At 71.5% G+C, this 22,145-nt stretch carries 20 protein-coding genes; 7 read left to right on the top strand and 13 right to left on the bottom strand.

Annotated features, from left to right (window positions below):
• Position 1: 1 nt before the first annotated feature.
• From E8M80_RS22015 to E8M80_RS22050, 8 genes are all read right to left on the bottom strand, one after another.
• Positions 2-1,168: an efflux RND transporter periplasmic adaptor subunit gene (locus E8M80_RS22015; protein WP_137127891.1), complete on the bottom strand. Its 1,167-nt coding sequence runs from the start codon at positions 1,166-1,168 to the stop codon at positions 2-4.
• A gap of 106 nt (positions 1,169-1,274) precedes the next feature.
• Positions 1,275-2,108, bottom strand: coding sequence for a universal stress protein (locus E8M80_RS22020; RefSeq protein ID WP_137127892.1), 834 nt, complete (start codon positions 2,106-2,108; stop codon positions 1,275-1,277).
• A 52-nt stretch (positions 2,109-2,160) separates the two neighbouring features.
• A complete protein-coding gene (gene phnE / locus E8M80_RS22025) occupies positions 2,161-2,928 on the bottom strand; it encodes a phosphonate ABC transporter, permease protein PhnE (RefSeq protein WP_137127893.1) in 768 nt (255 codons plus the stop codon).
• Positions 2,925-3,782 (bottom strand): phosphonate ABC transporter, permease protein PhnE, encoded by an 858-nt coding sequence (phnE, locus tag E8M80_RS22030; RefSeq protein WP_240790169.1) that lies wholly within the window; start codon positions 3,780-3,782, stop codon positions 2,925-2,927. The genes phnE (E8M80_RS22025) and phnE (E8M80_RS22030) overlap by 4 nt, the downstream gene beginning before the upstream one ends.
• 2 nt (positions 3,783-3,784) lie before the next feature.
• Entirely contained in the window at positions 3,785-4,696 is a 912-nt protein-coding gene (gene phnD / locus E8M80_RS22035; RefSeq protein WP_137127895.1) for a phosphate/phosphite/phosphonate ABC transporter substrate-binding protein, read from the bottom strand.
• Between the two features lie 120 nt (positions 4,697-4,816).
• Positions 4,817-5,998 carry an MFS transporter gene (locus tag E8M80_RS22040; RefSeq protein ID WP_240790170.1) on the bottom strand — a complete coding sequence of 394 codons (1,182 nt, stop codon included), beginning with the start codon at positions 5,996-5,998 and terminating at the stop codon, positions 4,817-4,819.
• A gap of 4 nt (positions 5,999-6,002) precedes the next feature.
• The gene (locus E8M80_RS22045) at positions 6,003-7,391 is read right to left on the bottom strand and encodes an FAD-binding oxidoreductase (protein ID WP_137127896.1); all 1,389 of its coding nucleotides are present in this window, start codon (positions 7,389-7,391) and stop codon (positions 6,003-6,005) included.
• A gap of 5 nt (positions 7,392-7,396) precedes the next feature.
• Complete coding sequence (locus E8M80_RS22050) at positions 7,397-8,245, bottom strand: dimethylarginine dimethylaminohydrolase family protein (protein ID WP_137127897.1); 849 nt, start codon at positions 8,243-8,245, stop codon at positions 7,397-7,399.
• Positions 8,246-8,356: 111 nt separating this feature from the next.
• Here E8M80_RS22050 and E8M80_RS22055 point away from each other — a divergent pair, with 111 nt between their 5' ends.
• Positions 8,357-9,115, top strand: coding sequence for an HpcH/HpaI aldolase/citrate lyase family protein (locus E8M80_RS22055; protein ID WP_137127898.1), 759 nt, complete (start codon positions 8,357-8,359; stop codon positions 9,113-9,115).
• 2 nt (positions 9,116-9,117) lie between these two features.
• Positions 9,118-9,576, top strand: coding sequence for a thioesterase family protein (locus E8M80_RS22060; RefSeq protein ID WP_137127899.1), 459 nt, complete (start codon positions 9,118-9,120; stop codon positions 9,574-9,576).
• Positions 9,577-9,623: 47 nt separating this feature from the next.
• Here E8M80_RS22060 and E8M80_RS22065 read toward each other — a convergent pair whose 3' ends face one another.
• Genes E8M80_RS22065 through E8M80_RS22085 form a run of 5 tightly spaced genes read right to left on the bottom strand, consistent with a single transcriptional unit; the run spans position 9,624 to position 14,884 of the window.
• Complete coding sequence (locus E8M80_RS22065) at positions 9,624-10,577, bottom strand: ABC transporter ATP-binding protein (RefSeq protein WP_137127900.1); 954 nt, start codon at positions 10,575-10,577, stop codon at positions 9,624-9,626.
• Positions 10,574-11,551, bottom strand: coding sequence for an ABC transporter ATP-binding protein (locus E8M80_RS22070; RefSeq protein WP_137127901.1), 978 nt, complete (start codon positions 11,549-11,551; stop codon positions 10,574-10,576). The genes E8M80_RS22065 and E8M80_RS22070 overlap by 4 nt, the downstream gene beginning before the upstream one ends.
• Complete coding sequence (locus tag E8M80_RS22075) at positions 11,551-12,429, bottom strand: ABC transporter permease (protein WP_240790171.1); 879 nt, start codon at positions 12,427-12,429, stop codon at positions 11,551-11,553. Before E8M80_RS22075 ends, E8M80_RS22070 begins: the two co-directional genes overlap by 1 nt.
• Positions 12,430-12,433: 4 nt before the next feature.
• On the bottom strand, positions 12,434-13,351 hold the full coding sequence (locus tag E8M80_RS22080) for an ABC transporter permease (protein WP_137127903.1): 918 nt from the start codon (positions 13,349-13,351) through the stop codon (positions 12,434-12,436).
• Positions 13,352-13,354: 3 nt separating this feature from the next.
• On the bottom strand, positions 13,355-14,884 hold the full coding sequence (locus E8M80_RS22085; RefSeq protein ID WP_170979570.1) for an ABC transporter substrate-binding protein: 1,530 nt from the start codon (positions 14,882-14,884) through the stop codon (positions 13,355-13,357).
• A 166-nt stretch (positions 14,885-15,050) separates the two neighbouring features.
• Between E8M80_RS22085 and E8M80_RS22090 the strand changes: the two genes are divergently transcribed.
• From E8M80_RS22090 to E8M80_RS22110, 5 genes are read left to right on the top strand one after another with little or no spacing between them, the layout of a single operon-like run.
• On the top strand, positions 15,051-16,022 hold the full coding sequence (locus E8M80_RS22090; protein WP_137127905.1) for a tripartite tricarboxylate transporter substrate binding protein: 972 nt from the start codon (positions 15,051-15,053) through the stop codon (positions 16,020-16,022).
• A 31-nt stretch (positions 16,023-16,053) separates the two neighbouring features.
• Positions 16,054-18,132, top strand: coding sequence for a hydantoinase/oxoprolinase family protein (locus tag E8M80_RS22095; RefSeq protein WP_137127906.1), 2,079 nt, complete (start codon positions 16,054-16,056; stop codon positions 18,130-18,132).
• Positions 18,129-19,841, top strand: coding sequence for a hydantoinase B/oxoprolinase family protein (locus E8M80_RS22100; RefSeq protein WP_137127907.1), 1,713 nt, complete (start codon positions 18,129-18,131; stop codon positions 19,839-19,841). Before E8M80_RS22095 ends, E8M80_RS22100 begins: the two co-directional genes overlap by 4 nt.
• A 55-nt stretch (positions 19,842-19,896) precedes the next feature.
• Positions 19,897-20,976 carry a dihydrodipicolinate synthase family protein gene (locus E8M80_RS22105; protein WP_137127908.1) on the top strand — a complete coding sequence of 360 codons (1,080 nt, stop codon included), beginning with the start codon at positions 19,897-19,899 and terminating at the stop codon, positions 20,974-20,976.
• A gap of 12 nt (positions 20,977-20,988) precedes the next feature.
• Positions 20,989-22,143: a Gfo/Idh/MocA family protein gene (locus E8M80_RS22110; RefSeq protein ID WP_137127909.1), complete on the top strand. Its 1,155-nt coding sequence runs from the start codon at positions 20,989-20,991 to the stop codon at positions 22,141-22,143.
• Positions 22,144-22,145 lie beyond the last annotated feature (2 nt).

Genomic DNA, 22,145 nt, shown 5'->3' on the forward strand with positions numbered 1-22,145 from the left:
CTCAGCCCCGGCCTGGCGGGCGGGCGGGCGACGCGCCCGCCGGCGCGGGGTTCACTGGCTGGCCGGGGCGGACGCGCTGCACGCCCTCGACCACCACGGTCTCGCCGCCCGAGAGCCCGTCCTCGATGACCGCCGTGGCCGCGTTGTTCGACCGGCCCATCTTCACGTCGCGGCGTTCGGCCCTGTTCTCCTGGCCTACGACAAAGACGAAGGATCCCTGCTGGTCCTGCAGGATGGCCGATCGCGGCAGCGTGATGGTCATGACCGGCTCGGCGCCTTCGACGGTCACGCTGACGAACTGCCCGTCCACGAGCTCGCGCGGCGCGACGGTCGCTGCCTGGCCGTCCACCTGGCGGATTGGGTTCGCGATCAGCGCGCGCACCAGGATGGTGTCGGTGTTGCGGTCGATCTGGTTGTCCACGAAGTCGACGCGGCCGACTTCCGGGTAGAGCCGCCCGTCGGCTGTGCGGATGCGCACGCGCACGGCATCGGGACCGCCCCGCCCCTCGAATCGGTTGCGCAGCTCGAGCGCGGTGCGCTGGCTGACGGCGAAGGCGACGCGCATCGGGTCCTGGCTGACGATGGTTGCAAGGATGCCCGCATCCGGCCCGACGACATTGCCGACCGCAAGGTTCGCCCGCCCGATCTGGCCTGCGATCGGCGCCGTGACCTCGGTATAGCCGAGGTTGATCTCGGCGACGCGCACCGCGGCCTCGGCGCCGAGCACGTTGGCGGCGGCGGTGCGCTCCAGCGCCTGCGCGTTGTCCAGCGCGACCTGCGTGCCGGCGCCGGTCTGGCGAAGTTCGCGCGCGCGCGCCAGCGCCACCCGCGCGTTCTCCAGCGTTGCCGTGGCGCCGGCCAGGTTCGCGCGCGCCTGCGCCATCTGCGCCTCGAAGGGCGCGCGCTCGAGACGGAACAGCACCTCACCCTGGGCGACGTCGGCGCCTTCGCGGAACAGGCGTTCCTGCAGGAAGCCGGTGACGCGCGCGCGGATGTTGACGCGGTCGGTCGCCTCGGCGCGCCCGACGAACTCGATCGTCTCCGTGACCGGGCGCCGTTCGGCGGTCAGCACGCCGACGGCGGGCGGTCCCTGCGGTCCGAACTGGGCGGCGGCGGGAAGGGTGGCGGCGAGCAGCAACAGCAGCGCGCCGGCAAGACTGCGCGGCATCGGCAGGCATCCGACTGTGTCGTCAGGTCATGTCGCGCCAAGCGGCGTCACGTCAAGGAAAGGCTCGCGCGGCCCTGCGCGGCGCGCATGGAGCGATGCGCGTCGGTCAGTGCGCGACGAAGACCGGGCAGGGGGCCGACAGCAGCAGCCGGCGCGTCGCCGATCCGGTGAACAGCGTGCGCAGCCCGGAATGCTCGTAGGCGCCCATGACCAGCAGGCGCGCCGGCATGGCTGCAGCCTCCGCGACCAGCGCGTCGACCGGGTGGCTGCCCTCGACGCCGACCGCCTCGACGTCGAAGTCGTGGTTGCGGAGGTAGCCGGCGGCAATCTCCGCCATCTGCGTCGCATCGGCGCGCGTCGCGGCCACCGATATCACGCGCAGTTGAAGATCGAGCCCGAGGCCGAGCAGCGCAAACAACTGGACGGCCCGCATCGCCGGGATCGAGCCGTCATAGGCGACCAGGACCTTGCCGGTCACCGGCGCCGGGCCGGGCGGCACCACCAGCAGGGGCCGGGCGCCGTCGTGCAGCAGCGCCTCGATCACCGGCGCCAGGCCGTCCGGGCAGTCCTCGAGCCCCAGGGTCGAGTCGCGGCCGATGACCACGATGTCGTGCGCGGCGCCGGCCGCGAGCAGCGCGGGTTCCGGCGCATCCACCAGGCGCAGGCGGGTGAAGGGCGTGTTGCCGGCGGCGGCGGCGCAGGCGGCGAAGGCGGCCTCGGCCTCCTCCTCCAGGCGCTTGGACCGGGCGGCGTCGCGGCGTTCCTTGAAGGCGGCGGCGCCGGGCGGCACGGCTTCGTGCGCGTCCCGGGCATGCGGCCAGTCCAGGAATGTCGCCATGGTGAGCGCCGCGCCGGTGTGCCGCGCGAAGGCGATGGCGAGGTCGCGGGCGCGCTGCGCCCCCTCGGTATCGTCGAGCGCGACCAGGATGCTGCGGATCATGCGCCTGTCCCTCCGGGGCCCTGTCTAGACCGGAATCCGCGGAAGGCGGAAGTCAGGCGCGGATGAGGCGCAGGCGGATGGTCCGGCTGAACAGGTCGATCGCCGCGACCATGGCCAGGATCATGAGCACGATGAAGGCCGCTTCGTCCCAGTTGTTGATGCGGATCCGGTCGGACAGCGCAAGCCCGATGCCGCCCGCACCTACGATGCCGAGAACCGTGGAGGACCGGGCATTGGATTCGAGCGTGTACAGGACCTGGGAAAGCATCACCGGAGCGACCTGCGGCAACAGGCCGAGGCGGACGGCGAGCATCCGCCCGGCGCCCGCTGCGCGCACCGCCTCGACCTGGCGGCGGTCCGCCCCTTCCAGCGCCTCGCTGAACAGCTTCGCCAGCGTTCCGGTATCCGGCACGGCGAGCGCGAGGATGCCGGCGAATGGCCCCATCCCGACCGCCGAGACGAAGACCAGCGCCCAGATCAGCGTGTCGATGCCGCGCAGCCCGTCGAAGACGCGCCGGGCGGAGAAGCGCAGGATAGCGCTGCCGACGACGTTGCCGGCGCCGAGCAGTGCGAGCGGCAGGGCGGCCGCCGCCGCCAGCACGGTGCCGAGGAAGGCCATCGCCAGGCTTTCGGCCAGGCCTTGCAGCAGTTCGCCCAGCGCCCCGCCGGGGGAAGGCGGCCACATCAGCGCGAACAGCCAGCCGAGGCGCGAAAGCCCGTTCCAGATGCGCTCCGGCGAGGCATCCACGCGCCACAGCGCCGCGACCAGCAGTACTGCGCCGACGGCGAACAGCAGCGGCGTCCCCGCCATCCGCCTCATGCCGCGCGCGTCCCGAGCACACGCGCCCGCAGCCGGCCGCAGAGCAGGTCGATGGCCGCGACGGTCAGCAGGATCAGCACCAGGATCGCGGAGATGTCCTGGTATTCGAACTGGCGCACGGCGAGATACAACTCCTCCCCGATCCCACCGGCGCCGACGATGCCGAGGACCGAGGCCTCGCGCACGTTGATCTCGAAGCGCAGCAGGCCATAGCTCAACACGCCCGGCAGGGACTGCGGCAGCACGCCGAAGCGCATCTGCGCGGGCCAGGAGGCGCCGGTGGCGCGCACGGCCTCGACCGGGCCGGGGGCGGTGTTCTCGTGCTCCTCGGCGAACAGCTTGCCGAGGGCGCCAGCGGAATGCAGCGCGATGGCGAACACGCCGGCAAGCGCGCCAAGACCGAAGGCATAGACGAAGACCAGCGCGAGGACGAGCGTCGGCACGGTGCGCATGACCTCGAGCGTGCGGCGTGCCGCGGCGACGGCCCAGCCGGGCGCGAGCGTCGCCGCGGCGGGAAAGGACAGCAGCAGCGCCGCCGCGGCGCCGAGCACGGTGCCGGCATAGGCCATCAGCAGCGTATCGCCGAGCAAGGTGACCCAGTGGCCGAAGCCCCACATCCAATACGCGATATCCGCCCCGAGCGTGGCGGCGCTCAGGTCCGGCAGGGTGCGGTGGATATAGTCCCAGGCCAGCGGCAGCCCGCGCGCCAGGCGCCCGGGGCTTACCTCCCCCACCCAGGCCGCGGCCAGCACCGCAAGGAGGAAGGCGCCGCCGCCGACCGCCAGCCCCCGGCGCCGCCGGGCGCGTGCGTCGCGCCAGCGTCCCTCGGCGGCCAGGACCGCGGCGGCGCCCAAGGTCAGGAGCGCCGTTCGCGGCGGCGCTGCGCGTTCTCCTCGAGGATCGCCATGATGTCGAGGTAGTCCTCGTGCGTCGCGGGCGCGAGGCCCTGCGCGTTGGATGACATCTGGCGGAAGCCCTCGGGGTCGCGCTCGGGCATTGCGGCAAAGGCGGCGGTGACGTCGCGGCGGAACGCCGCGGGCAGGTCCGTGCGGATCACGATCGGGCTGTTCGGGATCAGCGGCGAACGCCAGATCACGCGCACCGAATTCGCCGGAATCATGCCCTTCTCGACCATGCGCTGGAAGGTGTTCCGCGCGTCGTTGGAATAGGCCACGACGGCGGCGTCGTAGGTGCCGTTGATGACGGCGACGACGCTCTGCTCATGGCTGCCGCTGAAGCCCGTGCGTGTGAAGAAGTTCGCGGGGTCCATGCCCTGGCGGCGCAGGAACCAGCCGGGAACCTGAAAGCCGGAGGTGGAGTTCGGGTCGCTGAAGGCCAGCGTGCGGCCGCGCATCTCCTCCAGCCGCTGCACCGGGCTGTCGGCCTTCACGATCATGACGCTGTGGTAGCCCTCGAGCCCCGCATTGTCGCGGTAGCGGAAGATCGGCGCGACGCGCTCCCCCATCACCCGGCGCGCCAGGCCGTAGGAGGCCGGGCCGAGATAGGCGAGTTCCGAATGGCCGGACCGCATCGCCTCGACCACCGCGGCATAGTCGGAGCCGCGGAAGACGCGGAACGGGACCCGCAATTCGCGCGTCATGTAGCCCTGCAGGCCCTGCAGGCGGGTGATCGCGTCGCGCTCGTTCTCGACCGAGATCATGCCGTAGCGGACCTCGCGCAGCGACGTGCGCCAGTCGGTCTCAGCGCCGGCGCCGCGCGGCAGCAGCGCAAGGGCGGGCAGGGCAAGGGCAGTGCGGCGGAGGATCATCGGCGGCTCCTGTTCGCTGAAGGCCGGGCGATGCCATGCCCACCGCGATGCCACGATGACAGCCCGATGAAGAAGCCGTGACGCCCGCCCCGCTTGCGGACAAGCCGCGCAGGCATCCTTTCAGCGTGGCCCCGGCAGCCGCAGGAAAGCCAGGGTGCAGGCGACGAGCGCGACGGCGAAGACCGCCAGCGCCGCGCCGACGCCCCCCACCGAGGCCGCGGCGCCGGAGACCGCCTGCAGCACCGCCGCGCCGCCGAAGAAGGATATGTTCATGGCCGAGAGCGCACGCCCCACCTGGGCCGGCGGCACCGCCGCGCGCACCAGCGCGAAGCAGATCACCTGCAGCGAGATTAGCAGCCCGAAGGCGGCCAGCAGCGCCGCATCGGCCACGACGCCCCAGCCCAGTGCGCCGCCGGCCACCAGCAGCAGGATCGCAGCCGCCGCGCCAAGGTGCCCCGCAACCAGCAGCGCCCGTCGATGCGCCTGGAGGCGCCGCTCCAGCAGCCCGGCGATGGCGGGCCCGGCGATCAGCGCGAAGGTGCAGGCCAGCAGCACGTGGCCGGCCGCGACGCGCGAGAGGTCCTTGACCTCCATCAGCCATGGCCCGCCCCAGAGGCCGCGCACGCCGAGGACCGCGGCGAAGGAGGCGAAGGCGATGACGACCGGGCCGCGGATCGCCCGCGACAGGCCTAGGCTCACGACCTCCCGCGCATCCTCGGCCAGGCTGCGCGTCGGGCCGGCGGACGGGCGCGCCTCCCGCACCACCAGCGCGACGGCGGCGGCGGCCCCGATGGCCAGCAGCGCCGAGGCCACGTAGCCCGCGCGCCAGCCGGCGGTCTCGACCAGCAGCGCGAGCGGGCTCGCGGACAGCAGCATGCCGGTATTGCCGAAGGCCTGGATCACGCCGCCCCAAAGCCCGAATTTCTGCGGCGGCAGGGTCTTGGCCGCATAGGTCACGGGGCACATCAGCATGCCCGAGCACCCGAGCCCGAGCACCACCTGCCCCGCGAGCATGGTCCAGGGCCCCGTCGCCGCCGCCGCGAGCAGCGACCCCGCCGCGCCGACCGCCATCAGCGCAAGCGCCGTGGGCTTCACGCCCCAGCGGTCGAGCGCCACGCCGACCGGCAGCATCGCCAGCGCGAAGGCGGCCGGGAAGGCCCCGGTCAGCCCCGCCAGCCCATCCGCCGTGAGGCCGAGGTCGCGCTGCAGCACATCCGCCGCCATCGCCGGGATGGTGCGCACGGCGTTGGAGAACACATGGCCGAGCGCCAGCGCCAGGACGGAGAGGCCGAGCAGGTTCAAGCCGTCAGTTCCGGAACATCTTTCCCGGGTTCAGGATGCCGCGCGGATCGAGCGCCGACTTGACGCTGCGCATCACCGCCAGCGCCTCGGCCCCGTGTTCCTGTTCCAGGAATTCCCGCTTGCCGAGGCCGATACCGTGTTCGCCCGAACAGGTGCCGCCCAGCGCCAGCCCCTGCGCGACGATGGCGCGGTCGAGCGCCCAGGCCCGTTCCAGCGCCGCCTGGTCGCCGTCCGGGAACAGGATCAGGCAGTGGTAGTTGCCGTCGCCCACATGGCCGACGATGCAGGATGTGAGGCCCGAGGCCCGCGCCGTCTCCTTGGCGCTCACCACGGCTTCCGCCAGGCGCGAGATCGGCACGCAGACATCGGTCGTGATGCCACGATGCCCGGGCTTCAGCGCTACCGCCGCCCAGTACGCATCGTGTCGCGCCTGCCACAGCCGGTTGCGCGCTTGTGCATCGGTCGCCCAGGCGAAGCCGCGCGCGCCGTATTCGCCCGCGATGGCCTCCACCGTCTCGGCCTGTTCCTTCACCGACGCATCCGTGCCGTGGAATTCAAGGAACAAGGTCGGCAGCGCATCGAAGCCTTCCAGCTTCGAGTACCGGATGCAGGCCTCCATCTGGTCCTCGTCCAGCAGTTCAATGCGCGCGACGGGAATGCCGGACTGCATCACGGCGATGACGGTCTCGATTGCGGCGGTCAGCGTCGGGAACTGGCAGACGGCGGCGCTCATCGCCTCAGGGATGCCGTGCAGGCGGAGCCGCACCTTCGTGACGACGCCGAGCGTCCCCTCGCTACCGATGAACAGCCGGGTCAGGTCGTAGCCGTTCGATGCCTTGCGCGTGCGCCCGCCGGTCTCGATCACGCGGCCATCGGCGAGCACCACCTCGAGCCCCAGCACGTTCTCGCGGATGGTGCCGTAGCGCACGGCGTTGGTGCCGGAGGCGCGCGTCGCGCACATCCCGCCGATCGTCGCGTGGCTGCCGGGATCGACCGGGAAGAACAGTCCGCGGTCGCGCAGGAAGGCATTGAGTTCCTGCCGCGTCACGCCGGGCTCGATCAGGCAGTCCATGTCGTCCTCGTTCACCTCCAGCACCGCCTTCATGCGGGAGAGGTCGAGCGAGATCCCGGCGCGCACCGGGTTCACATGGCCTTCAAGCGAGGTGCCGGCGCCGAAGGGCGTCACCGCCACGCCGTGCTGGTGGCAGAGCGCGAGCAGGCGGCTCACTTCCTCGGTCGTCTCCACGAAGGCGACGGCGTCGGGCAGCGTCGGAATCGTGGTGTCCTCGCCGCGGCTGTGCTGCTCGCGCACCGCGCGGTTGACGCTGAGGCGTTCGCCGAGGAAGCCTCTTGCGGCGGCGATCACGGCCTCGGTGCCGGGTGTGGTGGTCATGGCGATCACTCCTCCCGCCCCAGCGGACAGGTCAGGCAATGGGGTCCGCCGCCGCCGGCGGTGAAGAGCGACAGGTCGGGGTCGAGCACCGCGAGCCCCTCGGCGCGCAGAAGGGCATTGAGCCGTGCCGACCCGCGCGCCGAGACCACCGTCCCGCCGCCGAGCGCCAGGATGTTGCACCCGAGCGCCATGGCATCGCGGTAGGGCACGTCGAGGCACCGGATGCCGTGCCCCGCGAGCCAGGCGACGAAGTCCGCATCCAGCACGTCGAGGCATCCGACAGCGAGCCCCGGCGCCGCCATGCAGAACAGCACGTCGAGATGGAGGAAATGCTCGTCGAAGGGCTCGATCCGCACCTCCCAGCCCTCGGCGCGAAGCCATCCCGCGAATTGCTCGGCGCCCACGAGGTCCGTGCGCCCGCCCGAGGCGCCGACCACCGCGACACCAGGCTTCAGGATGTGGATGTCGCCGCCCTCCAGCGTGCCGGCGCTCGACTTGCGCCAGAAGGCGCCGCCGTGGAAATCCGTCACGCCGGCATATTCGCCGCGCCGCTGCGGGCGTTCCAACTGGCACAGGACCGCGCCCCAGGGCGTCACCACCGCGGAATCACGCGTGTAGACCATGTAGGGCAGGTGCGGCTCGGGCGGCAGCACATGCACCCGCGCGCCGCCCTGCCGGAGCGCGTGCACGAGTTCGCCATGCTGCGCCGCCAGCGCCAGGGCCGAGGGCTGCTGCGCACCGGCCAGCGTGCGGCGCACGATGCTGTTGGTCGGGATCCAGCGGTAATGGTCGGGCGGGCAGACCAGCACGTCGGTCAGCGCGCCGGTCTCGGAGGCAACGGTCCAGGGGGCCATGCGCGGCACCCTGCCGCGCGCATGCCTGCCCGTCCAGCGGCGCGTTTGACGGGTCCGGGACCCCGTCCTAGCGTCCCTGCCATAGCAGCCAGCACGAGAGGAAACGGCGCCATGGCGAATGCGGTCAAGGAAGCGTGGAAGGCCGGCAAGGCCGTGGTCAACGGGTGGCTCGCCATCCCGAATGCCTTCAGCGCCGAGATGTATTCCAAGTGCGGCTGGGACAGCGTGACCGTCGACATGCAGCACGGCGTGCAGGACTACCTGTCCTGCGTCGCCTGCTTCCAGGGCATGCAGCCCTCGGGCGTGGTGCCGATGGTGCGCGTGCCGTGGAACGAGCCGGGCATCGTCGGAAAGGTGCTCGACGCGGGTGCGATGGGCGTGATCTGCCCGATGGTGAACACGCCCGACGAAGCCCGCGCGCTGGTGCAGTACTGCAAGTACCCGCCCGCCGGCACGCGCTCCAACGGCCCGATCCGCGCCGGCGCCTACGGATCTTCGGGAAACTACCAGAAGACCGCGAACGACGAGATCCTGGTCATCCCGATGATCGAGACGAAGACCGCGATCGAGAACATCGAGAAGATCCTCGACGTTCCTGGCATCGACGGCATCTACGTGGGCCCGTCGGACCTGTCCTTTTCCTACGGCAAGGAGCCGAAGCTGGACGTGGAGGACCCCGAGATCCTCGCCATCTACGACAAGCTGCTGGCCGAGACCGCCAAGCGCGGCATCGCCGCCGGCCTGCACAACGGCACCGCCACCTACGCGAACAAGATGATCAAGAAGGGCTTCAAGCTCGTGACCATCGCCAACGAGGTCGGGCTGATGTGCCAGGCCGCAACGGCGGCGGTGAAGACGGCGCGGGGCTGAGCATGGACGGCGCGGCGAAGGCGCTGCCCTCCCGCGCCGATTTCCGCTTCTTCCGCCCGCACACGGTGCGCTACGTCGAACTCGACACCCAGGGCATCGTCTTCAACGCGCATTACCTCACCTGGTACGACGAGGCGGTGTCTGACTACCTCCGCGCCGCCGGCTGGGACTACCAGGGCGAAGTGAAGGCGAGCGGCGCGGATTTCCACGTCGTGCGCGGCCTGGTCGAATATCGGGTCGCGATCGGCCGCGCGCAGCGGATCGAGGTCGCGGCGCGCGCCACGCGCATCGGGCGGTCCTCGATCACCTTCGTGCCGGCCGTCTTCCCGGCGGCGGAGGACACGCTGCTCGCGACCGGGGAGATCGTCTGGGTCCTGACCGACCAGGCCAGCCGCCGGCCCGTGCCCGTGCCGGACCGGCTGCGCGCGCTGCTTGCCGCGCACGAGGGCCGCGCCTTCTGATCGCTGTCGGTCCTGCTGATCGAAGCCGAGCCGCGCTGCCTCGCGCGCTACCCCGCGAAGTGGCACGCCACCGTGGACCCCGCCTGCTTCGATTCCAGCGCCGGCGGCGTCGTGGCGCAGACGTCCTGCGCGACCGGGCAGCGCGGATGGAACGGGCAGCCGGGGGGCGGGTCGAGCGGGTTCGGGAAGCTGCCCTTGAGTGGCGCGCCCGGCAGGCCGCGCCCGGGCTTGGGCGTCGGCACTGCCGAGAGCAGCGCCTGCGTGTAGGGATGGTCCGGCGCCGTCAGCACGGTCTCCGCCTGGCCAACTTCCACCAGCCGGCCGAGATACATCACCGCGACGCGCGTCGCGATCAGGTAGACCACCGCCAGGTTGTGGCTGATGAACAGGTAGGACAGGCCGAGCTTCGCTTGCAGCTCCGCGAGCAGGTTCAGGATCTGCGCCTGCACCGAGACGTCGAGCGCGCTGGTCGGTTCGTCGCACACCACCAGCGACGGGCGCAGGATCAGCGCGCGCGCGATCGCGACCCGCTGCCGCTGCCCGCCCGAGAGCTGGTTCGGATAGGCCGCCGCATGCCGTTCCGCGAGGCCGACGAGCGCCAGCATCTCGGCCACGCGCGTGCGGCGTTCCGGCGCCGTGCCCTCGCCATGCACGTCGAGCGGCTGGCCCACGATGGCGGCGACGGTGCGGCGCGGATTGAGCGAGGAATAGGGATCCTGGAAGACCGGCTGCACCAGGCGGGCGCGTTCCAGTCGGCCGAGCGAGGCGACGGGGCGGCCATCGACCAGGATCTCGCCCTCGGTCGGCGTCTCGAGGCCGAGCACCATCTTGGCCAGCGTGCTCTTGCCGCAGCCGGACTCGCCCACCAGGCCTAGCACCTCGCCGCGCGGCAGCGTGGCCGAGACGCCGGCCACCGCCATCAGGCTGCGCTTCGGCTCGAACATGCCGCGGCGCACCGAATAGCGCTTGGTCACGCCCCGGATCTCGAGGATCGGCGTCATGCCGGCACGTCCTCCAGCACGCAGCGCCAGCGATGCGGCCCGTCGTCCTTCACCGGCACGGTGCGCGCGCAATCCTCGCGCGCGAAGGCGCAGCGGTCGCGGAAGGCGCAGCCCTCGATGCCGCCGACCAGGCTCGGCACCGTGCCTGGGATGGTGCCGAGCGGCTGGCCGCGCGGCGTCTCGCCCGGGATCGGGATGCAGGACAGCAGGCCGCGCGTGTAGGGGTGGCGGGGGGCGGCGAACACGGCTTCAGTCGTGCCTTCCTCCACCACCTCCCCGGCGTACATGACCGCGACGCGGTCGGCGACCGAGGCGACGATGCCGAGGTCGTGCGTCACCAGCAGCAGCGCCATGCCGAATTCGCGCTGCAGGTCGGCCAGCAGGCGCAGGATCTCGGCCTGGATCGTGACATCGAGCGCGGTGGTGGGCTCGTCCGCCAGCAGCAGGTCGGGGCCGCACATCAGCGCCATGGCGATCATCACGCGCTGGCGGAGCCCGCCCGAGAGCTCATGCGGATACTGCGCGAGGCGGCTGCCGGCGGCGGCGATGCCGACGCGCTCCAGCAGCTCCACCGCGCGCGCCTCGGCAGCGCGGCGGTTGCCCTTGCCGTGATACAGGAAGGGCTCCATCAGCTGTTCCCCGATCGTCCAGGCCGGGTTCAGGCTGGTCATGGGCTCCTGGAAGATCATCGCCATGCGGTCGCCGCGCAGCGCGCGCATCCGCGCGGGCTTCGCGCGCAGCAGGTCTTCGCCTTCGAAGGCGAGACGCTCGGCGGTGCGGACGGCGGTGGGCGGCAGCAGCCCCATGGTCGCGAGCGAGGTGAGCGACTTGCCGCAGCCGCTCTCGCCGACGACGCAGAGCGTCTCCCCCCGATGGATGTTCAGCGACACGTCGCGCACCGCATGCAGCGGCCCGTCCGCGACCGGGATCCGCACCGCGAGGTGGCGGATGTCGAGCAGCGCGTCGCCTGCCATCACCTCCCCTCCGGCGCCGTCGCGTCGCGGATGCCGTCACCCAGCAGGTTGATCGCGAGCACCAGGATACAGATGGCGAGGCCGGGCAGCAGGATCATCCAGGGTTCGAACAGCATGAATTCCTTGGCTTCGGCCACCATCAGCCCCCAGGAGGGCAGCGGCGGCTGCACGCCGAGGCCGAGGAAGGACAGCGCCGCTTCCAGCAGGATCGCCTGCGCCATTTCGTAGGAGGCGACGACGACGAGCGGCGAGACGAGGTTGGGCAGGATCTCGGAGAGCAGGACGCGCGGCGTCGAGGCGCCGATGGCGCGCGCGGCCGCCACGTAGTCGAGGCTGCGCAGCTGCATCGTCGCGCTGCGCATCACGACCGCGAAACGGTCCCAGAGCAGCAGCCCCAGCACAAGCACCACCACCTGCAGCGACCCGCCCGCGATGGCGACGACGGCGAGCGCCACCATCACCACCGGCAGCGACAGCCGCGTGGTCACGAGGAAGGACACGACCGTATCGACGCGCCCACCGAAATATCCGGCCGCAACACCCATCGCCGTGCCGATCACGCCCGAGACAAGCATGGTCAGGAAGCCGATCAGCAGCGAGATGCGCGCCCCGTAGATCAGCCGCGAGAGATAGTCGCGCCCGAGATTGTCGGTGCCGAGCAGGTAGCGCGGGTCGGCCAGTTCCGCGTCGATGAAGGCGGGCGGGATCAGCCGGTCGTCCAGGATCTGCGCGTAGGGGTCGTAGGGCGCGAACAAGGGCGCGAAGACCGCCATGATGACGATCGCGCCGAGTACGACGGCCGAGACGATCAGCCCCGGATTGCCGAGGACGCGCCCGCGGCGCTTGCCGACCTTGGGGCCGGCGGCGGTGGCGGCCATCGCCTCAGCCCCTCCGGATCCGCGGGTCGAGCCACGCATTCGCGAGGTCCGCGAGCAGCGTCAGCACAACGTAGAACAGCGCAACCATCAGCAGGATGCCCTGCACGACGGGGAAGTCACGGCGCGAGATCGCCTCCCATGCGAGATACCCGATGCCCTGCAGCGCGAAGACCGTCTCGATCACGACCGAGCCCGACAGCATGTTGCCGAACTGCACGGAGGACAGCGCCACCACCGGCACGATCGCGTTGCGCAGCGCGTGCTTGAACAGCACGACGCGCACCGGCAGCCCCTTGGCATGCGCGGTGCGGATGTAGTCGGACTGCAGCACCTCGACCATGCCGCCGCGCGTGAGGCGCATCAGCACCGGCGCGGCGAACCAGCCGAGCGTCACCGCGGGAAGGACGAAGTGGCGCAGCGTGTCCGAGCCCGACACCGGCAGCCAGCCGAGCGTCAGCCCGAACAGGAAGATCATCAGCAGCCCGAACCAGAAATTCGGCATCGCCTGGCCGAGCACCGCGAGGCCGAGCGCGGAGCGGTCCACCCAGGTGTTGCGCTTGAGCGCCGCCAGCACGCCAAGCGGGATCGAGATGCCGAGTGCGATGACGAGCCCGAGCCCCGCCAGCGTCAGCGTGTTCGGCAGCCGCGTCAGGATCAGCACCGACACGCTCTCGGGGTAGAACAGGGAGCGGCCGAGGTCGGCCTGCAGGGCCTTGAACAGCCATTCCAGGTATTGCACCACCAGCGGCCGGTCGAGGCCGAATTCGCGGCGGATGCGCTCGACATCCGCCGCCGAGGCATCCTCGCCGGCCAGCGCCGCGGCCAGGTCGCCCGAGACGCGCAGCAGCATGAAGGCGATGGCCGAGACGGCCACCCCCACCACGATCGCGAGCGCGAGCCGCTTCAGGCCGAAGCGCAGCACGCCTTAGGGCTTCCAGCGCGCGCGGTAGAAGCGCGGCACCTCGTCCGCCGCCGGCGTGAACTCCAGCTGCGAATTGAACCCGTAGGTCAGCGGGAAGGTCCAGAGCGGCACCCAGAAGGCCTGCTCCGAGATCCGGCGCATCGCCTGGCCGTAGGCCTCGCGCCGCACCGCCGGGTCGGTCGAGCCGTCGGCGCGCTCGAGCGCTGCGATCACCTCAGGGTCGCGGTTGAGGTCGTCCGGCGATCCGCCGAAGAAGTAGGAGGTCGAGGCCGCCGCGTCATAGAGCGACGTCGAGCCCCAGGATCCATAGGCAAGGCGCACCTGGCCCTGCCGCACGCGGCTCTGGAAGGCGTCGTACTGCGTCCAGTTCAGGTTCACGCGGATGCCGACGGCGCGGAGGTTGCCGATGATCGCCTCGCCCCAGGGGCGTTCGCGATAGGCAGCCATGTCGACCTCGAAGCCATTCGGGAAGCCGGCCTCGGCCAGCAGGGCGCGGGCGCGGTCGGGGTCGTAGGCGTATTGCGTGACACCGTCCTGCACGCAGCCGAACTGCTCGGGGTGGCAGGGCGTGTGCAGCGGGTCGGCGCCCTCGCCCACCAGGTTGCGCACGATGCCGGCACGGTCGATCGCGTGGTTCATCGCGCGGCGCACGCGGATGTCGCGGAAGGGGTTGGCTTCCGTGCCGGTTCGCCCGGCGCTGTCCATCTGCAGGTAGTGGAAGCGGATGGTGCCGCCGCTGACGATGGTGACGCCGCGTCGGCGCTGCAGGTTGCGCGCCTGGTCGGGCGGGATGCGCCAGATCCAGTCGACGCCGCCGGTCAGCAGCTCAGCCACGCGGGTGTTCTGTTCCGGCACGCGGCGGAACACGAGGCGCGCGATCTGCGCCTGGCCCTTGGCGCCGCCGAAGTAGCGGTCGAAGCGTTCCATCACGATCTGCCGGCCGGGCGCGACCTCGGTCACGCGATACGGGCCGGTGCCGACCGGATGGCGGCCGAGCTCGTCGCCCCCCGTGCCGGTGAGCGTGCCGCGCGGCATGATCAGCAGCGAGGTCAGGTATTCCTGCCACGGCCCGAAATTCGGCGTCATGCGCAGCCGCACGGTACGGTTGTCCACCAGCTCCGAGCCCTGCACCCAGCTCACGCGGTTGAGGGAGACGACGCGGTTCGCGGAATTCGTCATGTACTGGACGGTGGCGTGCACGTCGCGCGCATCGACCGTCTCGCCGTTATGCGCGACGATGCCTTCGCGCATGCGGATCTCGATGGTCTGGTTGTCGACCAGTCGCACGGATTCCGCGAGGTGCGGGCGGTATTCGCCGGTCGCGGGGTCGCGGTAGGTCGGCGCGTCCCAGACATGGAAGCCGAGGATCACGCCTTCGCGCAGCGCGTTGTAGTACGGGTTCGGGTTCGCGGGCTCGCTGTCCGAGACCCAGCGCAGCGTGTTGGACGCCGGCTGGGCGAGGGCGGGCGCGCCGGCCATGCAGATCGCGGCGAGCGCGGCGATGCCGCCGCCGATGCGGGCGATGCGTGTCATCCTTCTGGACCTCCCGGTTTGTCCCGGCACGCTAGTCACGCAGCCGCGTCGTGCCAAGCCCGGGTTCCCTGAACGGCCGTGTATTGCATGATGGCGTCGAAGGTTCTTTGCTGTGCGGAACGCGACCGGTTCAGTCATCGGCTCATTGCACGGGAGACTACGGACCATGCGCCTTTCCCTCACGCGGCGGCATCTCGGGCAGGCGGTGCTCGGCGCCGGAACCCTCGCGGCACCGGGGCTGCGCGCGCAATCCTGGCCGTCGCGACCGATCCGCCTCGTCGTGCCCTTCCCGCCCGGCGGCGGCGTGGACGCGGTCGGGCGCATCCTGGCCGAGCCGCTCGGCGCCGCGCTCGGACAGCCCGTGGTGGTCGAGAACCGCGCCGGCGCGGGCGGCGCGATCGGCGTCGATTCCGTCGCCAAGGCCGTGCCCGACGGCCACACGCTCGCGATGGTCAGCCCCGGGAACATGACCGCGGGGCCGGTGGTACGCGCGACACCCTACGACCCCGAGGCACTCGGCTTCGTCACCATGGTGGCGCGCAGCCCGCTGCTGCTGGTCTGCCGCAATTCGCTGCCGGCGCCGGACCTCGCCGCCTTCGTAGCGCTGGTCAAGCGCCAGCCGGATGCGATCCGCTTCGCCTCCGGTGGCGTTGGCACCGGCACGCATCTCGCGGGCGAGTTGATGAACCTGCGCCTCGGCGTGCGCATGGTGCACGTGCCCTATCGCGGCACGGCGCCGGCGTTGACCGACCTCATCGCCAACAACGTCGACATCTTCTTCAGCGACGCCTCCGCCTGGCCGATGGCACAGCAGGGGCAGCTGCGCCTGCTTGCCGTCTCATCCGCCGCGCGCTGGCCGACCTCGCCCGACACGCCCCCGGTCGGCAGCGTCGTGCCCGATTTCGACGTGTCGAACTGGTACGGCATGGTGGCGCCGCCCGGCACGCCCGGGCCCATCCGCGACCGCATCGCGGCCGAGGTGGCGCGCATCCTCGCGGGCGAGGCGGCCGCGACGCCGCTCCGCCGTCTCGGCTTCGAGCCTGTGGCCATGACGCCCGCCGCCTTCGCAGCCCATGTGCGTGCCGAGACCGCCACCTGGCGCGGCGTGGTGCAGGCGGCCAACATCCGCGTCGAGTGATGCGGCGGCGACCACACGCCGGAAGGAGAGCATGAGCAGCACCGCACGCCTGGCCGTCGACATCGGCGGCACATTCACCGATCTCGTGCTCGCGGTCCCGGGCCGGTCCCTTTCCGCCAAGCTGCTCACGACGCACGACGCGCCGGAACGCGCGGTGCTGGAGGGCACGGCGGCGATCCTGGCCGAGGTCGGCATCGCGGCCACCGACCTCGCGCACGTCATCCACGGCACGACGCTGGCCACCAATGCGCTGATCGAACGCAAGGGCGCGGCCACCGCGCTGGTCACGACCGAAGGCTTCCGCGATTCGCTCGAGATGGCCTACGAGCACCGCTTCGAGCAGTACGACCTGTACATGGAGCGCCCCGCGCCGCTGGTGCCGCGCCCCTGGCGCTTCGAGGTGCCGGAGCGCATCGCAGCCGACGGCGAGGTGCTGTTGCCGATGGAGGAAGCCGCGCTCGCGCGCATCGGCGCCGCCATCCGCACGGAAGGCATCCGCGCCGTCGCCGTCTGCTTCCTGCATGCCTACCAGAACGACGCGCACGAACGCCGTGCGCGCGAGATCCTGGCGCGTTTCCTGCCCGAGGAAGTGATCGCCCTGTCGTCCGAAGTCTGCCCGGAGATCCGCGAATACGAGCGCGCCTCGACCACTGTCGCCAACGCCTACGTATTGCCGCTGATGGAACGCTACCTCGGCGGGCTCGAGGACGGGTTGCGGGCGATGGGCTGCGCGGGGCCGCTGCTGCTGATGATGTCCTCGGGCGGCATCACCACGGTCGGCACGGCGCGCCGCTTCCCGATTCGGCTGGTCGAGAGCGGGCCGGCGGGCGGCGCCATCCTGGCGCAGATCCTGGCCGCCGAGAACGGCATCGGGCGCGCGCTGGCCTTCGACATGGGCGGCACCACGGCCAAGATCACGCTGATCGACGACATGAAGCCGCAGCAGGCGCGGCACTTCGAGATCGCGCGCGCGGCGCGCTTCGTGAAGGGCAGCGGCATCCCGGTGCGCATCCCGGTCATCGACATGGTGGAGATCGGCGCCGGCGGCGGCTCGATCGCGCGCGTCGATGGCCTGAAGCGCATCACGGTCGGGCCGGACAGCGCGGGCTCCATGCCGGGGCCGGCCTGCTACGGGCGCGGCGGCACGCTGCCGACCGTGACGGATGCCGACCTTGTGCTCGCCTGGATCGACCCCGCGCGCTTCGCGGGCGGGCAGATCACGCTCGACGCGCCGGCGGCGGGCGCGGCGGTGGTGGCCGCGGTCGCGGCGCCGCTCGGCATGGCGCCCGATGCCGCCGCGCTCGGCATCACCGAGATCGTGACCGAGACGATGGCAAGTGCTGCCCGCGTCCACGCCGTCGAGAACGGCAAGGAGACCGCCGGGCGCACCATGATCGCCTTCGGCGGCGCGGCGCCGCTGCACGCGGCGCGCATGGCGCAGAAGCTCGGCATGGATCGGGTGCTGGTGCCGGTCGGCGCCGGCGTCGGCTCGGCGCACGGCTTCCTCGCCGCGCCGATCGGCTACGAGGTGGTGCGCACGCGCCTCGTGCCGCTGGCGTCCTTCGACGCCGCGCTCGTGAACGGGCTGTTCGACGCCATGCGGGGGGAGGCGGAGGCGGTGGTGCGGCTCGGCGCGCCCGGGGCCGTGCTGCGCGAGGAACGCACCGCCTTCATGCGCTATCGCGGCCAGGGCCACGAGGTCGCGGTCGCGTTGCCCGACGGCCCTTATGGAGGGAACGGCGCAGCCATGCTGAAGGCGGCGTTCGAGGCGACCTACCACGCGCTCTATGGCCGCACGATCCCGAAGCTGGAGATCGAGGCGCTGACCTGGACGCTGGCGCTCTCCGAGGCCAGGCCGCTGCCCGCGCGCCTGGCCGATGCGCCGCCCGCCGCCGCGCCGGCACCGTCCGGCAGGCGCCGCATCATCGACCCCGGCACGGGGGAGGCGGCCGAGGCCGCGCTGTATGACCGCGCCGCCCTGCCCCCCGGGGCGCGGATCGACGGCCCGGCGGTGATCCTGGAAGCCGAGACCTCCACGCTGGTGCCGGCGGGCTTCCGCGCCGGGCCCAACGCAGCCGGCCACATCCTGATCGAGAGGATCGCGACATGAGCCGCCCGCTCAACGAGATCGAGGTCCAGATCCTCTGGAACCGCCTGCTCTCGGTCGTCGAGGAACAGGCGCAGACGCTGGTGCGCACGGCCTTCAGCACCGCGGCGCGCGAGGCGGGCGACATCTCGGCCGGCGTCTTTGACATGCGGGGGCGGATGCTCGCGCAGGCGGTCACGGGCACGCCAGGACACATCAATTCCATGGCGCGCTCGGTCGTGCATTTCCTCGATGCCTTCCCGGCGGAGACGCTGAAGGACGGGGATGTCCTCATCACCAACGACCCCTGGAAGGGCACGGGGCACCTGTTCGACCTGACGGTGGTGACGCCGATCTTCCTGGACGGCGTCCCCGTCGCGCTGTTCGCCTCGACGACCCATGTGGTCGACATCGGCGGGCTCGGCGTCAGCGCCGAAGGGCGGCAAGTGTACCATGAGGGCCTTTACATCCCGCTGATGTACCTGGCGCGGGAAGGGCAGATGAACGATGACCTGCTCGGCATGGTGCGCGCCAATGTGCGGGAGCCCGTGCAGGTGGTGGGCGACATCTACGCGCTGGTCGCCTGCAACGCGACCGGCGGCCGGCGGCTGCTCGAGATGATGCGCGACTTCCGCCTCGCGGATCTCGGCCTGCTGGGGGAGGAGATCATCTCCCGCAGCCGCCGCGGCATGGCGGAGGTGATCGCGAAACTGCCGCAGGGGACGTGGTCGGCATCCATGACGATCGACGGCTTCGAGGCGCCGGTCACGCTGGCCGCGACGCTCACCATCGCGGCCGACCGCGTGCTGGTGGACTACGCGGGCACCTCGGGCCTGTCGCGCTACGCCATCAACTGCCCGATCTGCTACACGGAAGCCTATACCAGCTTCGGCGTGAAGGCGGCGCTGGCGCCCTGGATCCCGAACAACACCGGCACGCTCGATGCCGTGGTCGTGACGGCGCCGGAGAACACCATCGTCAACGCGCCGCATCCGGCCGCGGTCTATGCGCGGTCGGTCATCGGCCACATGCTGCCCGACGTCGTCTATGGCTGCCTCGACCAGGCGCTGCCCGACACCGTGCCGGCGGAGGGCACCTCGAGCCTCTGGAACCTCAGCCTGCTGGCCGGGCACGGGCTGACGGGCACCGAGGGCAGCGCGGTGCGCGCCTTCAACGTCACCACCTTCCATTCCGGCGGCGCGGGCGCGCGGCCGCGGCAGGACGGGCTCTCGGCCACGCCCTTCCCGTCGGGCGTGCGCAACGTGCCGGTCGAGATCACGGAAGCGATCACGCCGCTCGTGGTCTGGCGGAAGGAATTGCGCGCGGGGTCGGGCGGCGCGGGGCGGCAGCGCGGCGGGCTCGGCCAGCGGATGGAGATCGCGAACCGCGACGCCGCCGCCTTCGGCATCCAGGCGCGGTTCGAGCGCGGCGTCTATCCGGCCCGTGGGCGGAGTGGCGGCGCGCCGGGGGCGAAAGGTCGGCTGTCGCTGGCCTCGGGCGCCGCGTTGCCGATCAAAGGGCTGCAGATCGTGCCCCCTGGCGACCGCCTGGTGGTCGAGATGCCGGGCGGCGGGGGCTATGGCGACCCGCTGGCGCGCGACCCGGCCGAGGTCGCGCGCGACGTGCGCTACGGCCTGATCGCCCCCGAACAGGCGGCGGCCGATTACGGCGTCGTGCTGACCGCGGCAGGCGAGGTGGACGCCGCCGCCACCGCGCGGCGCCGGGGCGCTTGACCTCCGGCCTGCCGCCGCGTAAGTAACCAGGTAGTTACTTCGCGGGAGAGAAGCGTTGGGTCTGCGCTGGCAGGATTGGCCGGACGGCCTTGCCGCACGCCTCAGGGGCGGCTGCGCCATCCCCGCGCATCCTCTGGCGCTGCATGCCGACCGCACGCTGGACGCGCGGCGGCAGCGGGCCCTGTCGCGCTACTACCTCGATGCCGGCGCGGGCGGGCTCGCGGTCGGCGTGCACACCACGCAATTCGCGATCCGGTACCGCGGCCTCTACGAGCCGGTGCTGCGCATCGCGGCGGAAGCCGCGTCCGCACATGCGTCGGCGGAAGCGGCGGCGGCGCAGCCGCGCACGCCGATCCTCGTGGCCGGCGCGATCGGGCGCACGGCGCAGGCGGTAGCCGAGGCGCGGGTCGCGCGCGGGCTCGGCTATCATGCGGTCCTGTTGTCGCTGGCCGCCTGGAAGGGCGCGTCCGAGGACGAGATCGTCGCGCATTGCGCGGCCGTCGCGGTCGAGATGCCGCTCTTCGGCTTCTACCTCCAGCCCGCGGTGGGCGGCGTGGCGCTGCCGGCGTCGTTCTGGCGGCGCTTCGCGGCGATCGACAACGTCGTCGCCATCAAGATCGCGCCCTTCAACCGGTATGCAACGCTCGACGTGCTGCGCGGCGTGCTGGAGGCGGGCGCGGCCGACCGCATCGCGCTCTACACCGGCAATGACGACCATATCGTGGCCGACCTGCTGACACCTTTCACGCTGGCGCATGGCGGGCACGCCACGACGCTGCGCATCGTCGGCGGGCTGCTCGGGCACTGGTCGGTCTGGACGCGCGCGGCGGTGGAGTTGCAGGCACGCTGCCGCGCCGTGGCCGGCGACATTCCCGCCGACCTGCTCGCGCTCGACGCCGCGGTGACCGAGATGAACGCCGCCGTCTTCGACGTCGCGCACGATTTCCACGGCGTCATCGCCGGCTGCCACGAGGTGCTGCACCGCCAGGGCCTGCTCGAAGGCATATGGTGCCTGGACGAGCACGAGGCGCTCTCGCCCGGCCAGGCCGACCTGCTCACCGCGGTGGTCGAACGCTACCCGCAGCTGACGGACGACGCCTTCGTCCGCGACAACCTGCATCGCTGGCTTTCCTAGGGAACACGACACATGGCGGAACGCCGCATCGGCCTCATCATGAATGGCGTCACCGGCCGGATGGGGATGAACCAGCACCTGATCCGATCCGTCGCCGCGATCCGCGCGGATGGCGGCGTGAAGCTGCCCAACGGCGACACCATCATGCCGGACCCGGTGATCGTCGGGCGCAACCGCGCGAAGCTGGAACAGCTCGCGAAGGCGCACGGCATCGCCCGCGTCTCCACCGACCTCGACGCCTGCCTGGCCGACCCGAAGGACGGGGTATTCTTCGACGCCGCCACCACGCAGATGCGCGCCGGCCTGCTGCGCCGCGCGATCGCCGCCGGCAAGCACATCTATTGCGAGAAGCCGACGGCGGACAACCTGGCCGATGCGCTGGACGTCGCGCGGCTGGCCAAGGCCGCGGGCATCAAGAACGGCGTGGTGCAGGACAAGCTGTTCCTGCCCGGGCTGCGCAAGCTCAAGATGGTGATCGACAGCGGCTTCCTCGGGCGCATCTGCAGCGTGAAGGGCGAGTTCGGCTACTGGGTGTTCGAGGGCGACCTGCAGCCCGCGCAGCGGCCGTCCTGGAACTACAAGAAGGCGGAAGGCGGCGGCATCATCCTCGATATGCTCTGCCACTGGCGCTACGTGCTGGACAACCTGTTCGGCAACGTGGAGGCGGTCTCCTGCCTCGGCGCCGTGCACATCCCCGAACGGATCGGGGAGGACGGCAAGCCCTACAAGGCCGATGCCGACGACGCGGCCTACGCGACCTTCCAGCTGGAAGGCGGCGTCATCGCGCACATCAACTCCTCCTGGGTCACGCGGGTACGGCGCGACGACCTGGTGACCTTCCAGGTGGACGGCACGCACGGGTCCGCCATCTGCGGCCTGCACAAATGCTGGACGCAGTCGCGCGTCGCGACGCCCAAGCCCGTCTGGAATCCCGACCAGCCGCAGACCATCGACTTCTTCGCCGGCTGGCAGGAGGTGCCGACGACGCAGGACTTCCCGAACGGCTTCCGCGTACAGTGGGAGGAATTCCTCAAGCACGTTGCCGGCGAGCGCCCCGACTATCCCTGGGACCTGCTGGCCGGCGCGCGCGGCGTGCAGCTCGCGGAAGCGGGGCTGAAATCCTGGGCCGAGCGTCGCTGGATCGACCTGCCGAAGCTGGAGGCGTGACG

It is taken from the genome of Roseomonas sp. HF4 (assembly GCF_005222755.1).
Taxonomy (GTDB): Bacteria; Pseudomonadota; Alphaproteobacteria; order Acetobacterales; family Acetobacteraceae; genus Neoroseomonas.